Here is a 13,780-nt window from a genome sequence, read left to right on the forward strand (position 1 = left end):
ACACAAAAAGTCTATGAAATGAACGTTAACATTCATTTCATAGACTTATTTTTTTGAGACTTATGTCACAGCCTCTTTTACCATGTACGAAAAGTACGATGGAGATGGCGGGAGTGGCAAAAGGGCTATATACATCAAGGGTTAAGCGTGTTTGAATGCCCTAATTAATGCCCTTTATATAATTTGCAAACTTTTCCGCAGTGTTGTCTCTTGATGATTGACTGACGTGTGTATAAATGTTCATGGTAGTCTGTGCATCTGAATGACCCAATCTGTCCTGTACTTGCTTGATAGTAGCGCCTGATTCAAATAACAAGGATGCGTGGGTATGGCGGAAACCATGTATGGTAATTCGCTTTAATTTTTTCTGAGCTTCCACATCCATTTTATCTTGTATCTTAAGTAGCCATCCTCTTGACGTGTCCATGGATTGCAATGTCTTACCATCTTCACTAAAAATTAAGTAACTATCCTGAGCAGGAGATTGTGCTTTTTTCCAATCTTTGAGGATTGCGTAAGTTTCTTTATCAACGGATATACGTCTAATAGATGCATTATTTTTAGGTGGTCCAATATACAAGCCTTTTTTATTACGGACAACAGCCTTGTCAATATTAATCGTTTTGGATGTGACATCCATCCACCTCAGCGCTTGGGCTTCTGCTTTACGCATTCCAGTAAAGGCTAGGAGACGGAAGTAGGCTTTAACTTTTGGCGATGCACCATCTAATGCTTTTAAGAATAATTTAAGCGTGTCCGTATTATAATAATTAAAATCTTCGTCTACCGTGTGCTTAGATCGTTTGGGTGGCTTTTTTATCAAGCGCGCAGGGTTATTAGTAATCAACTCCATCCGTTGGGCGTAGTCAAAGACCATGCCAGCATAATTAGCAAGTTCTGCGGCCTTAGATACTTTTTTGCTCCATGCATCGAGGTTCGCTTGCATATCTAACGGAGATACTTTTTGAATAAGCTTGTCAGATAAAACAGGGAGAATGTGGTTTTCAAACAACCTTTCAGTTTTTAATAGTGTGCTGTCTTTAACTGTTTTCTCGTACTCGAGCATCCACATATCATATATTTCTTGATAGGTGTATTGTTTATTTTTTGCTTCTAAATTTCCATTTTCAAAAGCAAGTTTCAACTGGGATTCTAAAATCTTACCTTCTTTTTTTGTGCGGACGGTTCGGGTGGTTCTCACTTTTTTACCAGTAAGTGGGTCAATTCCCAGAAACATTTGCGCCCGATATGCTTTCTTTCCGTCTTTTCCGATGATTTCTGTAAAACTTGCCATGGTAACCACTCCTAGTCTTGTGCTAGAATAGGGATAACAAATAGACCTATTGTAGGTTTTATTTTGTGTTAGGCACATCCAACTTCTTGGCGGGAGGGGATGTGTCTTTTTTATTTGCTATAAAATAATATTATCCTTGACCGTCAATATTAAACATGTTTACTGAGATGGCAGGAATAGTAATTTTACCACCGAGCGTTGAGTCGTAAGTGATGTTACCCATTGATTCACCATAAATAGTGATAATATCATTTTCAAGTACACGAGTTGACAATTTATCGGAAGCAATTTCGACAAGAGCAATAGTGTCGTAGTCAGAGTTTACCGCAAGTCGATATTGAGTGTACCCATCGCCTTCCATAACTTGGATTACTTTTCCTTGGAAAGTTACTTTATTTCCTGTGTATTGATCAGGAGTTCTAGCTAAATTATCATAAGTAATCCCAGTATTATAAGTTGCAGGGTCGTTTTTCTCCGCTTCGGCTTTTGCGTCGGCTTCAGCTTGAGCTTTTGCTGCCGCTTCTTTTGCTGCTTTTACTTCTGAGTTTGGTTTAACTTTTACTTTTGTATTTTTTGTATCTGAATCAAGTGATGCGTTAATTGTGATTTCTTCTTCTTCATCGCCTATAAGTTCATATTTAAGTGTAAACTTGCCATCTTTATCTGCTTCAACGGAATCGCCAATGATTCCCAAGCCCACAGACACTCTCGCTTCAGGAGTTGCAGTTCCAGAAATAGATGCATTTCCTTCTTTATCAACTTCAACTTCTGCAGGAACTTCTAAGGTTAATTCAACTTTTTCGGATGATTCTTTAACTTTTTCGGATGATTGCTCAGTTTTTTCATTTTCAGATGCTGCTTTTTCATCTCCTTCGCCACCAGAACCGATAGCGATTACAATGACAACAACGGCTAAAACCCAAAACCATGTTTTCTTGTAGAAAGGTTTCTTTTCCTTCATTACATAATTTTTCCCATCTTCGCCCATTACTTCTTTTTTCTTTCCCATTTTCTTACATCTCCTTAATATTTTTATATAAAGCCCCGTCAAATTGGCGAGGCTTATATTTTTAAAACAGTGTAGACATTTTAACCGCCTTACCAACAATTCTTGCTGGATTGTCTGGTGTGATAATGTACGGATTAAATTCCGTATTATCAGGCATTAGCATTACGATGTTTCCTTGATGCTTAATTCTTTTTAACGTGATTTCCGTATCGCCGTTTACTAACACAGCAGCGATTTCGCCATCCTCAACTTCTGGCTGTTGTCGTATCATGACATAGCTACCATTCGGGATAGTGGGCGCCATGGAATCGCCCTTGGCTTTGAGATAAAACAGATTGCCAGTAGGTAGTAACTCTGTAATCTCCTCCATGTAGCCCTCTACGTTTTCTTCTGCCGTGATTGGCTCGCCACACGCTATCTCCCCAAGGATGGGGATTTTCGTTAGGCTTGTAACTCGTTGTAAATTATCCGTTCGTTCTTCTGTGATTCTTGACCGGGAAACGTTAAAATAATCAGCTAAAGCTTGCAGTTTGTCAATCCTTGGATATTTATCTCCATTAAACCAACTTCTAACGGTAGCTTCAGCGAATCCGGTATCCCTGATGACGTCCGCTTGAGTTTTTCCTTTTTGTAACAGCAATTCATTTAAATTATCAGCTAATATTTGGCGTTGTTTCTGGGCGGTAGTCATATTTTTCATACTATAATATTCCTCCTTTCATGTACCTATCATACCGCATACATTACTAAAAGTAAAGTAAAAAAAGTTGAAAATAAATACTTTTAGTGTTGACAGCGTACTTTAAGTGCGGTATATTATAGACACAGGCAAGGGATGGAGGTGAGATAAATGCCGGAACAATTATCAATCGCAGCATGGCGCGAAGAAAAAGGAATCACACAAGAAGCTCTAGCGCAGAAGCTTGGCGTTAGTGAAAAAGCGGTAAGTGAATGGGAAAACAAAAAGGTGTCCGTAAAACCGATGCATATTTTTGCTATTGCATATGTACTAAAAGTAGACGCCGACAGAATTAGAATTTAATTTTTTTTACTCTATACCGCACTTTAAGTACGAAATAAGGAGGCATAACCATGGACGATAAAGAACTACGCAAAATTTTTTCCTCGTGGGTTCCGCCACGTTACCTCAATCAAAAGCAAGCCGCGGCTTACGCGGGCACGTCTCCAGGAACGATAAACTTGTGGGTTGAACAGGGATTACCACAAATCATCTTTGCGGAAAGCAGTTGGCCAAAGTACGACGTCAAAGATCTAGACGCTTGGATGGAAAAATTTAAAGTTTAGGAAACATCTAATGAAAAAAGACTTGGCAAACAGCCAGAAGATTTATTTGGAGGTTAATGCATGAAAAAAAATCAATTAAAAGTAATTACGCTGATTTTGGTCGGAATGCTGGTCGCGTGGATGGGCAATCGTAATCTGGAAGCAACTATTCTAGTATTTTTTGGGTCACTAATTACCCTATGCGCAATCATCACCTTGCCAGAAACGCCGAAAGAAGCGCGTTTGAAACGGCGGCGGCGGCTATGAACAAATACGACATCATCGGACTAATTTTGCAGATTTTAGGTTTTATCGGGTTGTCTTGGGCGCTATGGCGCGCTTGCAAGCGTGAAGAAGACGAACGGTTTGCAAAAAATGCTTTGCGATTGAAAAACGCAGCTCTTGCTGAAGAAATTGTACGGCTGAAAAAAGCAATAAAAAAAGACTGACTCGCCGGCAAGCTTAGTCAGTCAGAAAAAAACTATTATGAGGTGATTATAACATGCAAGTGATTAAAGATACACTCGGCCGTGTGCAGATTGTAGATGATTTTCAACCAGCCGGCAAAATTATTTTTGATCCGTACAAAGACCGCATCTCCGTGTATCAAGACAGCGCCGACACCGATTTATCAATTAAGTTTGAAGCGCTGGAAGAATCGGCAGAATTCAGTCGGGCAGAAATTATTGAAGCTTTGGAATGGGTCATTAAATTATTGAAGGAGGATTCTGAATGAACCTATACGAATTAAAAGCCAGTTATCAGGCCTTATTAGAGCGTGCGGAAGATTTAGACCCAACGGCCTTCCACGATACATTGGACGCCATCACGGATGCAATCGAGGACAAAGCCATTGGCTACGCAAGTGTCATTCAGCAGTTTAAAGCGGACAGCAAGGCATTGTCGGACGAGATTAAACGGCTGACGGAACGGAAACAATCCATTGAAAAACGTATCAGCATTATGCAAGAAAGCTTACAAGACGCCATGGAAGAGTCCAATGTGGATAAAATTAAATCCGCTAAGTTTACCGTCTGGCTTCAAAACAATCCAGTCAGTGTGAAAGTGACAGACGAACGATTGATTCCGAAAGGTTTCTACATTCCGCAAGAACCAAAACTGGACAAGAAAGCTTTAAAAGAAGAATTACAGCATGGCGATATTCCTGGTGCGGAATTGGAGCAGACCCGTGGCGTTCGTATTCGATAGAAAGGTGGTGGAATCATGAAACTAATTAAAACGGAAGACATTAAACGTTTTGACCATTGGACAGCGCTTATTTATTCCGAACCAGGCAAAGGCAAAACTACCATGGTTAAGTCGTTAAAAGGCAAGACGGTGCTGCTATCTGTTGATGGTATGTATCACGTACTAGCCGAACAAAAGGACATCATTATTCAAGTGATGGATTCAGAAGAGCCAAACAAAGATTTAGGCGACTTCTACCGTTTCTTAGTTAAGCACAAAGAAAGCTACGACAACATTGTCATTGATAACTTATCCACGTTTCAAAAATATTGGCTGAACGAACGAGCGACCGACACAAAAAGCGGAATGCCAGAAATGCGAGACTATGGCGTAATTGACCGCATCCTCTTTGACTTTGTTGCAAGTCTTAAACAATTAGAAAAAAATGTTTTGATTTTTGCCCACGAAAAGAAAGTAGAAGTCACGATGGATTCTGGCAGAGTTTACACCCAGTTTCAACCAGACATCCGCAATTTAGATGCCATCATGGGCATTGTGCCAATCGTTGGGCGCTTGGTGATTACAAGAAACCAAGAAGACCAAGGAACACAAAGAATCATCGTTTTACAACCGACCCAGTCCACACGAGCGAAAGACCAGCTCATTGGAAATATAGAAACAATCGAACAAATGGAACTACTTCCCACGCTACAAAAATAAAAGGAGAGATTACACATGGGATTATTAGACACTTTAAAAGCAATTAAGGATGAAGGATTCGACGCAAAGAACGACAAAATTAATAAGAGCCAACGATTAGATGCCGGCAAATATGGCGTACGTTTGAAATCTGCGCAAGCTGGTCAAAACAATATGAAGCAAGATCAAATCGCAATTACATTGGAAGTTATTTCTGGTAAAGACAAAGGACGTTTGGAAGTCATCTACATTTCATTTGATGAAGGCATCCCTGCTTTTGTTTTAGAAAAAAACGGACGTACTTTACTTAAACTTGCAGCAATGGTTGGTGTTGAATTTAAAAACAAAGACTTGGAAGACGAGTATTCAGCAGCCGAAGCCTTAGCGAAAGGTGTTGGACAACAATTCAAAATGGACTTGACTATCTCACCAAATAAAAAAAATCCAGACTATCCTTACAGAAATTATGATTTTGAACAATTTGAAGATTCTATTCCGACCATGGAAGAGGACGAAGATTTACCATTTTAAAGGTTACAAACGTGGTTACAAGAAAAACGGCTTGTAACCACAAACGCTAAACCCTTAGAGCGCCAAGGCTTTACAGAATCGGAAAAAGTTACAAAAGTGGTTATAGAAACCAAGAAATAACCGAAAATGAGAAAATTTTAATCTAAAACGGAAAAAATCCTGTAACTATAACCACTATATAACTTTTCTGTAACTGGCTTAAAGCCTTGGTGCTACTGGGTTTCTAGCAAAAAGTTACAAAGTTACAACTAGTAAATAGAGTTTTAAATTTAATAATAAAAAAATATCTCTACCCTATTTCCTGTAACTTTTTACAAGAAATGAAGTAAAGATATCTCAAATGTCCTATTAACTTAAGACAAGTGTACCACGAAAGGAGTTGATGAGCAAGTGGGGGAAATCGTATTTAATAAATCCCAAAAAAACCTAAAAAAAGTATACAACAGACTAAACTCCAACAATCTAAGCAAATACGTTAAATCATACACAGACAAAGTATTGTTTTTAGCAGTCGGCGGATATAATCGCACATTTGAACTAATACAAGCGATGGGTGCTGACAAAGACGATATTGCGACCTTTTCAACTTTAAACCTAACAAAACAATTTTTAATGGAAACCCACCAAAAGAAAGTTATCTACATCAAAAAAATTAATTATACAACCAGCGTAAATAAAAACCTATCCTTTACCGTTAAAAAGTTAGACCTAAACGTGGCAGATGCCTTTGAAGAAAGCATGATGGTTTATGCAACAGCTCAGCGGTTTATAGGAGACGGGAAACAAAGACAAGTTTGGGATAAACCGACAGTGGTTGTACTAGACGACCAGTCTTTAAACCTCCAATATGAAGGGCATCGTTTTAGATACCAAAATGACATCGGCTTTGTACAAATTAGAAATCGCAATGCTGATCCAAAGGAAATTATCAAAGAAATAGAAAATGTGGACGAAGCAGAAAAGATGATGTTTGCCTTATATCAGATGGACGTTTCTACAGAGGCAGAAGTAATCAACGTACTCACCCAATTAAGCCAAGTAGTCCAGTTAAAAATTGACGACGACTGGGCAATAAAACCAGCAGAGTTTAAACGCATTGCAGGTTCTCAAAACTTAGCGACACAAATTAAAGAAATGCCTGAATTAGGTATTTATCAGCTTTCGTCTAATAAAAAAATAGGTAAAGAAAATGCACGCTGGATTATCATTCCAGAACATGCCTTTAACTTCACCGGATTTACTTACAAAGACGAGGACGAAATATTTGCTGAACAAATAGAGATGGAAGAACAAGCCGAACAGCGTATAATCGCCGAACAAGAAACCAAGCTTCAAAAAATTCTATCTATTGAAATTCCATTTAATATCCGAATTGGTTATACAGGAAACCAACTTAGCTCATCTGTCATTACACTGCAAACATTTTTAAATGACATTGATGATATTGAAAGCGAAAAAGTAAATGGCATTGAATTATTAGAAGGGGCCACAACCGAGCAGGAATATAAAGCAATTAAGAAAAATAATCTCGTTTACTTCTTAGATGGAAATTATAAAAATGACGAACGTAAAGACGAAAACTACCTTGGTGGACGCAGACTTATTTCCATTGATGTAGATGATGGTGATTACAATCGAGCACAAATTGAAAGCCGAATTGAAACACAAGGACTTTTTGCTTTAGTTTATCCCACTGCAAAACATTACTACGACAATTCCAATCGATGGCGCATTGTCATGATGGCAGACGGCGAAATGAGTAAGAAACAGTACAAGCAAGTAGTTGCTGGTGTGGCAGAAGTGTTAATGCTTGAAATTGATGAAGCAAGTAAAAAAGTATCACAATTAATGGGCTATCCATTAGCCGGCAAAGATGTGTCTGTTTTGACTGGTTCATTGGTCAGCATTGACCAATTTGTACAAGAAGAAATTGATTTTTCTCAAAGTAAAAATGTCGTACCGTTTACCTCTACTAGCAAAAAATCTTTAGCTGATTTTAACCATCCGCAAGCCGAACTGTTGCGAAAAGTATTAAATGGCGGGGTGGAAGAAGGAAGAAGAAACGAGACTTACAGACAAGTCTACATGTATTTAAGAGATACATTAAACAAGCCGGAAATGGAAATTTGGCACGCCGAAGCTTTAGAACTTATTGAAATAACTAAACAGCAAGCTTTGACTGATGGCTTGCCAGAAAAAGAAGTGGAAGTGATTTATCGATGAACTTTACAAAAGCTCTAACCGCAAACGTAGAGCGAACCTATACTTATTCTTTTGTAAAAAACAAAGGAATGTATGACGGGCGAGCTGAAAATTACAATGCTTTAGATTTTTTTACCAAGCTGCTTTTTACTAGCAATCCTTTCAAAGTGTTGATGGAACTTGACGGATTTGCCTACAAACGAGCCTTTGAAAATATCAGACGTTACAACATTCCTTACACAGAAGACCAGGAACGGCAAGCGCGTATTTATTTTGATGTTACAACACAAATGCAAAAATACCGAACAGACTATATTTCAGAATTTTATGATCCCGCAGATTTAAAAGATACTGGCGTGGTGTTATACAAAGACCCACATATCTTAACGACTGAAAAAACATTGTATGTCGCAAAACGTTTAAAACAATTGCCACGAAATAAAAAAATATTCAATGTAGTCTACGAAAATTCTGTACCTTATGAACTTAAAAAAAGTAAAGAACAATTTGCAGCCTTAGAATTATGCCTTACCAGTCAAATTTCATGTTTGATTGGTGGAGCTGGTACAGGTAAAAGTTTTGTGACAGCTTCAATTGTTCACCAGTTAAAGAACAATAACAAAAAAGTAGTAGTCCTAGCACCTACGCACAAGGCGAGGGAGGCATTACAAGACAAGCTAAACCAAGAAAATGTTTCTACCACCGTCCGAACTATTCATAGCTTTGTTCATAACCCTAGCGACTGCGATTGCATTGTAATTGACGAAAGCGGCATGTTATCCACGCCTTTACTGGCTAAGCTTTTAGAATACTACGAAAATCAGCAACTTATATTTGTTGGCGACAAAAATCAAATCCCACCGGTTGAGTATGGCCGGCCATTTGAAAAAATCCAAGAACTTTTTCCGATTGCTGAACTTAAAGATAATAAACGGTCAGACGCTGCAGACATCATTGCATTAGGCAGAGAGATTCTAGGGATTCCACAAAACGCAAATATGAATATGCCCAATATAGAAGTGGTAGCAACATCTGAGCAAGCCTTTAAAAAAGGTGCGGAAGTCGCTTTAACTTTCACCAACGCAAACGTTGGACGCATCAATGAAGAGCAACGTATCAAAAATGGACAGCCCACTTTATCACCAAAAATAAGCGTGGGAGACGTGATCATTGCAAAAACAAACAATCGTGAACGACATTTCTATAACGGTCAAATTTTTAAAATGATTAGTCCAACGCAGGCACAAAAGAAAAATAGCTCTTTAATTGTAAGCTTTAGAAATCAAAAGGACTTAGAAGGAAACTTCGATTTAGCTTACGGCTTGACCATTCACAAGTCACAAGGTAGCGAGTGGGAAGTGGTAGCCTATCAGCCTAGTGCTTTAGATACTAAAAACTTAGCTTATGTGGCGGTAACAAGAGCCAAAAAGAAACTCATCATTATTGGCGACGAATTAAAAACAGAATACAAAGCAGAACGTGAATGGAGACACTTATGAATTTAATCGCATTTGACCAGTCCACAACAGCAACGGGTTGGTGCGTGATGGAAATGGATAGCTCAAAAATAGTAGCTTACGGGGCTATCCACCCAATTGGCACCACGAACGAACGAATCAGAATCACAATCAAAAAGTGTATGACCTTATGCAAAAAATTTGAAGTAGGTTTTGTGTTTATCGAGGGCATACAAATTCAACGAAATCCAAAAGTTTATGAAATCCTCGCAAAACTTGAAGGAACATTAGAAATCTGTTTAGAGGAAAAAGGCTATTTTGTAAATGTTGTTAAGGCTGCTGAATGGCGCAAACGTGTTGGTATTAAAAATAAAAAGCGTGAACTCGTCAAACAAGAAGCCATTGACCTTGTAAAAGAATTGTATGATCTTGAACCATCAGAAGACGAATGCGAGGCTATTCTGTTTGCTAAAGCATTCTGTGCTTAAGGAGGCTAACATGTACAAACTCCTAATAAAAACTCACTGCTGGCTCTACGTCAAACCAGACGGAAGCCTAACCAGTGATACAAGGCAAGCGTGGCAGACAGCCAACGTTTTAGAAGCACAGGAAAAACGAAACTATTACGAAAATCAAGGATACAAATGCAAATTCCGGCATGGCGTGACCGTCAAGCATGGATTTGTAGACATAAGGGGGCATAGATAGTGTCAACACAGCGACAAATACGAGCGACAAGACGTAAATTAGCACTAGATGCATTTGATCGTGGCGACCACCAATTATCCGTAAAATTATTTGGTGGTAATGCCGATAAACTTGATGTGAGTCAAAAAACTTTAGTGACGATGGACTTGCCGGAGGACGTGCTAGACGACATCAGACGGAAATATATTGCTGAAGAAATCAATCAAGCGGAGATTAGCGAGCGATACGGGATAAACCGTACTAGGGTGTGCATGTACTGCAATCAACAAGGCTGGACGCAAGAGCGCAAAAATAAGCATAGCCGAAATTATGCTAAAGCCGCGGTAGAGGTAGCTAGTCTTATCCGTCAAGGGCTGACTGATAAACGGATACTGGAACAGGGCTACACACCAGGGCACATCAAGGCCGCACGAAGATTGTATAAATTAGAGGGTAAGAGGGGGCGTAAAGATGCAACGGGAAGATAACACCATCGAGAATGTTTGTCGCAACATCATGTGGTATGCCAAGACACACGATAAGATAGACGACTTGCGGATTGAGATGCAGGGAAGCTTTGGTGCTATGCGCGATGGTGTATATAATCCGACAATTAGAAAATTAGTACGGATAGCGGAAGCGCTAGATATTGATTTATCGGAAATTAGCATCTTGCTAGAATCAGAAGTCCCGGAAACGGAGTATCAGCGCGGGTATCGTGAGGGTGAGAAGAGCGTGCGGGATAAGGTTAAGGCGGCGCTGGTTTGATTAAAGGAGGAATCGGAATGAATAAATGGAAATTAGCCGATAAATTGACGGCTTTAGCAGAAGAAAATCGCCATATGAAAGACCCAGTAGACCACGGGAGGTTTATTGCGTATGAAGCTATAAGAGATTTGGTTGTTAAAGAACTAGACGAACCCAAAGCACCAGAAGTAGTCGTGCCACAGTGGTTTGCGGATTGGATTGAGAGGGATTACGGTTATTTCACAAAAGGTGAAATGGTTTATAATTTATGGACTGATTATAATAATGACCGTTTTACAAATAAACAAGATAATTGGTTACATGACAACAAAAAACTTGCCACACGAGCCATTTTAGATGGGCACACGGTGGAGCAAGAGCAGTTGTATTATGTGCGATTTGCTGGCGATTGTATTTTATTTCAAGCGGATGATGAGTTTTGGGTGGAATCTATGGAGAATATGGATAGCGATTGCACAATTAAGCACAAATTCACTGAAAAGGAAATCAAAGCCAAAAGCGAGCGTTACTGGCAATTTGCTGTACCAGTGGAGGAATAACCGTATGGAATTACAATCGGTTGAACATTTTCCATTTTGGAAAGAGTTGGAGGAGGGAAACCATGGGGAAAACTAAGTTTAGAGCTTGGGATAAAAAAGCAGAAGTAATGCGAGAAATTAAAGCATTGATTTGGGAAGAAAACAATCTGATAGCGCATTGCCCGCCCAGAGGACACGAATACAACGAGTGGTTTACCGTTGTATTGCAAGGATGCGAATACCAACTCATGCAATCCACCGGCCTGAAAGACAAAAATGGCGTGGAGATTTATGTTGGTGATATCGTCATTTTGACCAGCAAGTCAATAAACTATGCCGATACCTATTGGCACAACTATGCAGAGGTTTTCCAACAGCCTAATGGAGCCTATCGTTTGAGAGGTAAAGGGATATATGAGACGGAACTTTATGGCAACAGAAAGCAAGTAACGTTGACCGGAAATATCTATGAGACACCAGAATTGTTGGAAAACGACCGGTTTTGTACAGAGACAGATGACCCCGATTATTAATCAAACATTGGAGTGAAAATATGAAGCACTATCTAATTAAATACGGTAGGCACTATCTCCTGTCGGTTGATAGAAAAACAGACAAACATCCGTCTAAGTTAACGCTAGTAGAGTTTAAGAGCGGAGCGACATGGTACCAAAAAGAAAACGCGGACGAGATAATAAAAAGATATGGTGGGAAGTTAGTTGAGATTGACGCTCCAATCCAATGGAATTAAACAGCTCCCTCTACCGCTACTACATTTCAGGAGGCACCTAATGGGCAAAACTAAATCCAAAATCAAAAAGAAAAAACGGCGGATGCAGGAGAAAGCCGTGAATAATGGTACGGCGAAAGGGAGTGAGAAGAAATGAGCATTTTTGTGGTCATAGTATTAGGCATATTATTTTGGGTCATGACATTAATGTTGGGGTTCTTGATTGGAGAACGGTCAGCGAAAGGTGGGAAATAATTGACCTACTACAAAATTAAATGTGGCACGCTATTCCTAAGCCACGATGGCGCTAACGGATATAAGCTTGTGGAAGAAGATAAGTATGCCACGCCTATTTTCCGCAAAGAACAAGCTGAACATTTAAAAAATATTACAGGCGGTACGATTATTAAGTTTATCGAGGGGGATTAGTCGGATTGGATAAATGGCGGTTTGAGCGTTGTAAAAAAGTGTTGAAGGATTATCCTAATGCACAACGCGAAATTGAAAAACTAGAGGAATCTATTAGAGTGCCATATCGAGAAACTGATAATAATTCTGGTATTAAAGGCTCAGGCAAGCAGCCAGATGCCATGTTCGACACGTTATGGACGATTGAAAGCTGCAAGGCATTAAATCAGATTAAACGCAATAAGCAAGCAGTGGATGAGTTGCTAGCCGAATGCGGAAACGACGCTGAGACGATTATTCGGGAGCTGTATATAAGACGCTTTCCGCGATATAAGATGCAAGGATTGGTGGAAAAGCGACTGATTTCTTGCGGAAGAAGTAAAGCGTTCGATTTACGAGATAAGTTTTTCGAGGAGCTAGATAAATTACTTTAAATTCGGACTAAATTCGGACGCACGGTGCTTTAAAACGTTTTATTATGATACTATCGGATAGCAAATGGAAAGACCACACATACAATCATACCTACTTTGCCATTATGCTATCTGTCCGCCATCGGTCCCACGCCGAGCAGTGAGTGCAATCCTCACGGGCGGATTAGCTTGCTAACGGAAATTGGCTGGCGGCACAATCATACAGTGAGCTACTGCTTAATGCGGTGGCTTTTTATTTTGGAGGTGTTTAATTAATGTCAATAGGTCAAAATATTAAATCCATAAGAAAAAAAAGGAATCTAACTCAAAAAGAATTTGCAAAGATTTTAGAAATATCAAATTCATATATGAGTGAACTTGAAAGCGATAAAAGAAATTTAAGCATAGATACTATTAATAAGATTGCAAAAAAACTCAATGTTCCAACAATGCAACTCTTAACACAAGATGCTGAAACCAATAAAGCAATTGAAATAGCACAAAAAATTTTAGAATCATCAACTACTATGACGGAAGAAGAAAGAGATGCTATGTTGGCTTTAATTAATCAAGTGAGCATCTGAGACAAGAT

General features: G+C 39.2%; 21 protein-coding genes. 18 read left to right on the top strand and 3 right to left on the bottom strand.

Going from position 1 to position 13,780, the window contains the following annotated elements:
• Window positions 1–160 precede the first annotated feature (160 nt).
• The 3 genes from FFM57_RS04640 to FFM57_RS04650 form a co-directional block, all read right to left on the bottom strand.
• A complete protein-coding gene (locus FFM57_RS04640) occupies window positions 161–1,294 on the bottom strand; it encodes a tyrosine-type recombinase/integrase (protein ID WP_170999892.1) in 1,134 nt (377 codons plus the stop codon).
• Window positions 1,295–1,424: 130 nt separating this feature from the next.
• Window positions 1,425–2,303 carry a hypothetical protein gene (locus FFM57_RS04645; RefSeq protein ID WP_137599358.1) on the bottom strand — a complete coding sequence of 293 codons (879 nt, stop codon included), beginning with the start codon at window positions 2,301–2,303 and terminating at the stop codon, window positions 1,425–1,427.
• 61 nt (window positions 2,304–2,364) lie between these two features.
• Window positions 2,365–3,003 carry a LexA family protein gene (locus FFM57_RS04650; protein ID WP_170999893.1) on the bottom strand — a complete coding sequence of 213 codons (639 nt, stop codon included), beginning with the start codon at window positions 3,001–3,003 and terminating at the stop codon, window positions 2,365–2,367.
• Between the two features lie 150 nt (window positions 3,004–3,153).
• On the opposite strand from FFM57_RS04650, the gene FFM57_RS04655 reads away from it, so the two are divergent.
• The 18 genes from FFM57_RS04655 (at window position 3,154) to FFM57_RS04735 (ending at window position 13,772) form a co-directional block, all read left to right on the top strand.
• A complete protein-coding gene (locus FFM57_RS04655; RefSeq protein WP_137599359.1) occupies window positions 3,154–3,345 on the top strand; it encodes a helix-turn-helix domain-containing protein in 192 nt (63 codons plus the stop codon).
• Window positions 3,346–3,395: 50 nt separating this feature from the next.
• Window positions 3,396–3,608 (top strand): helix-turn-helix domain-containing protein, encoded by a 213-nt coding sequence (locus FFM57_RS04660; protein ID WP_137599360.1) that lies wholly within the window; start codon window positions 3,396–3,398, stop codon window positions 3,606–3,608.
• A gap of 60 nt (window positions 3,609–3,668) precedes the next feature.
• Window positions 3,669–3,854, top strand: coding sequence for a hypothetical protein (locus FFM57_RS04665; protein ID WP_137599361.1), 186 nt, complete (start codon window positions 3,669–3,671; stop codon window positions 3,852–3,854).
• The gene (locus FFM57_RS04670) at window positions 3,851–4,036 is read left to right on the top strand and encodes a hypothetical protein (protein ID WP_137599362.1); all 186 of its coding nucleotides are present in this window, start codon (window positions 3,851–3,853) and stop codon (window positions 4,034–4,036) included. The genes FFM57_RS04665 and FFM57_RS04670 overlap by 4 nt, the downstream gene beginning before the upstream one ends.
• Before the next feature lie 53 nt (window positions 4,037–4,089).
• Window positions 4,090–4,323, top strand: a complete 234-nt coding sequence (locus FFM57_RS04675) for a hypothetical protein (RefSeq protein ID WP_137599363.1) — start codon at window positions 4,090–4,092, stop codon at window positions 4,321–4,323.
• A complete protein-coding gene (locus tag FFM57_RS04680; protein ID WP_137599364.1) occupies window positions 4,320–4,796 on the top strand; it encodes a siphovirus Gp157 family protein in 477 nt (158 codons plus the stop codon). Before FFM57_RS04675 ends, FFM57_RS04680 begins: the two co-directional genes overlap by 4 nt.
• 15 nt (window positions 4,797–4,811) lie before the next feature.
• Complete coding sequence (locus FFM57_RS04685; protein ID WP_137599365.1) at window positions 4,812–5,495, top strand: AAA family ATPase; 684 nt, start codon at window positions 4,812–4,814, stop codon at window positions 5,493–5,495.
• 15 nt (window positions 5,496–5,510) lie between these two features.
• On the top strand, window positions 5,511–6,005 hold the full coding sequence (locus FFM57_RS04690; protein ID WP_137599366.1) for a hypothetical protein: 495 nt from the start codon (window positions 5,511–5,513) through the stop codon (window positions 6,003–6,005).
• 390 nt (window positions 6,006–6,395) lie between these two features.
• Complete coding sequence (locus tag FFM57_RS04695) at window positions 6,396–8,228, top strand: hypothetical protein (protein ID WP_137599367.1); 1,833 nt, start codon at window positions 6,396–6,398, stop codon at window positions 8,226–8,228.
• A complete protein-coding gene (locus FFM57_RS04700; RefSeq protein WP_137599368.1) occupies window positions 8,225–9,706 on the top strand; it encodes an ATP-dependent DNA helicase in 1,482 nt (493 codons plus the stop codon). Before FFM57_RS04695 ends, FFM57_RS04700 begins: the two co-directional genes overlap by 4 nt.
• Entirely contained in the window at window positions 9,703–10,152 is a 450-nt protein-coding gene (locus FFM57_RS04705) for a crossover junction endodeoxyribonuclease RuvC (protein ID WP_170999894.1), read from the top strand. The genes FFM57_RS04700 and FFM57_RS04705 overlap by 4 nt, the downstream gene beginning before the upstream one ends.
• A 219-nt stretch (window positions 10,153–10,371) precedes the next feature.
• Window positions 10,372–10,839: a hypothetical protein gene (locus FFM57_RS04710; protein WP_137599370.1), complete on the top strand. Its 468-nt coding sequence runs from the start codon at window positions 10,372–10,374 to the stop codon at window positions 10,837–10,839.
• Window positions 10,823–11,119 carry a hypothetical protein gene (locus FFM57_RS04715; RefSeq protein ID WP_137599371.1) on the top strand — a complete coding sequence of 99 codons (297 nt, stop codon included), beginning with the start codon at window positions 10,823–10,825 and terminating at the stop codon, window positions 11,117–11,119. Before FFM57_RS04710 ends, FFM57_RS04715 begins: the two co-directional genes overlap by 17 nt.
• A gap of 17 nt (window positions 11,120–11,136) precedes the next feature.
• Window positions 11,137–11,658 (top strand): DUF1642 domain-containing protein, encoded by a 522-nt coding sequence (locus tag FFM57_RS04720; RefSeq protein WP_137599372.1) that lies wholly within the window; start codon window positions 11,137–11,139, stop codon window positions 11,656–11,658.
• Window positions 11,659–11,720: 62 nt separating this feature from the next.
• Entirely contained in the window at window positions 11,721–12,170 is a 450-nt protein-coding gene (locus FFM57_RS04725) for a YopX family phage-derived protein (protein WP_137599373.1), read from the top strand.
• Between the two features lie 452 nt (window positions 12,171–12,622).
• Window positions 12,623–12,796: a hypothetical protein gene (locus tag FFM57_RS09850; protein ID WP_170999895.1), complete on the top strand. Its 174-nt coding sequence runs from the start codon at window positions 12,623–12,625 to the stop codon at window positions 12,794–12,796.
• A 5-nt stretch (window positions 12,797–12,801) separates the two neighbouring features.
• Window positions 12,802–13,209, top strand: a complete 408-nt coding sequence (locus FFM57_RS04730) for a DUF722 domain-containing protein (RefSeq protein WP_137599374.1) — start codon at window positions 12,802–12,804, stop codon at window positions 13,207–13,209.
• 254 nt (window positions 13,210–13,463) lie between these two features.
• Window positions 13,464–13,772 (top strand): helix-turn-helix domain-containing protein, encoded by a 309-nt coding sequence (locus FFM57_RS04735; protein ID WP_137599375.1) that lies wholly within the window; start codon window positions 13,464–13,466, stop codon window positions 13,770–13,772.
• The last annotated feature ends 8 nt before the right edge of the window (window positions 13,773–13,780 follow it).

It is taken from the genome of Enterococcus nangangensis, from assembly GCF_005405245.1.
Classification (GTDB): domain Bacteria; phylum Bacillota; class Bacilli; order Lactobacillales; family Enterococcaceae; genus Enterococcus_J; species Enterococcus_J nangangensis.

Excerpts from the sequence above, each read along its gene's own strand:
- FFM57_RS04680 (WP_137599364.1), top strand. The coding sequence starts at position 4,320 with ATGAACCTATACGAATTAAAAGCCAGTTATCAGGCCTTATTAGAGCGT.
- FFM57_RS04670 (WP_137599362.1), top strand. The coding sequence starts at position 3,851 with ATGAACAAATACGACATCATCGGACTAATTTTGCAGATTTTAGGTTTT.
- FFM57_RS04660 (WP_137599360.1), top strand. The coding sequence starts at position 3,396 with ATGGACGATAAAGAACTACGCAAAATTTTTTCCTCGTGGGTTCCGCCA.
- FFM57_RS04675 (WP_137599363.1), top strand. The coding sequence starts at position 4,090 with ATGCAAGTGATTAAAGATACACTCGGCCGTGTGCAGATTGTAGATGAT.
- FFM57_RS04700 (WP_137599368.1), top strand. The coding sequence starts at position 8,225 with ATGAACTTTACAAAAGCTCTAACCGCAAACGTAGAGCGAACCTATACT.
- FFM57_RS04735 (WP_137599375.1), top strand. The coding sequence starts at position 13,464 with ATGTCAATAGGTCAAAATATTAAATCCATAAGAAAAAAAAGGAATCTA.
- FFM57_RS04705 (WP_170999894.1), top strand. The coding sequence starts at position 9,703 with ATGAATTTAATCGCATTTGACCAGTCCACAACAGCAACGGGTTGGTGC.
- FFM57_RS04645 (WP_137599358.1), bottom strand. The coding sequence starts at position 2,303 with ATGGGAAAGAAAAAAGAAGTAATGGGCGAAGATGGGAAAAATTATGTA.
- FFM57_RS04720 (WP_137599372.1), top strand. The coding sequence starts at position 11,137 with ATGAATAAATGGAAATTAGCCGATAAATTGACGGCTTTAGCAGAAGAA.
- FFM57_RS04665 (WP_137599361.1), top strand. The coding sequence starts at position 3,669 with ATGAAAAAAAATCAATTAAAAGTAATTACGCTGATTTTGGTCGGAATG.
- FFM57_RS04685 (WP_137599365.1), top strand. The coding sequence starts at position 4,812 with ATGAAACTAATTAAAACGGAAGACATTAAACGTTTTGACCATTGGACA.
- FFM57_RS04690 (WP_137599366.1), top strand. The coding sequence starts at position 5,511 with ATGGGATTATTAGACACTTTAAAAGCAATTAAGGATGAAGGATTCGAC.
- FFM57_RS04655 (WP_137599359.1), top strand. The coding sequence starts at position 3,154 with ATGCCGGAACAATTATCAATCGCAGCATGGCGCGAAGAAAAAGGAATC.
- FFM57_RS04725 (WP_137599373.1), top strand. The coding sequence starts at position 11,721 with ATGGGGAAAACTAAGTTTAGAGCTTGGGATAAAAAAGCAGAAGTAATG.
- FFM57_RS04715 (WP_137599371.1), top strand. The coding sequence starts at position 10,823 with ATGCAACGGGAAGATAACACCATCGAGAATGTTTGTCGCAACATCATG.
- FFM57_RS04650 (WP_170999893.1), bottom strand. The coding sequence starts at position 3,003 with ATGAAAAATATGACTACCGCCCAGAAACAACGCCAAATATTAGCTGAT.
- FFM57_RS04640 (WP_170999892.1), bottom strand. The coding sequence starts at position 1,294 with ATGGCAAGTTTTACAGAAATCATCGGAAAAGACGGAAAGAAAGCATAT.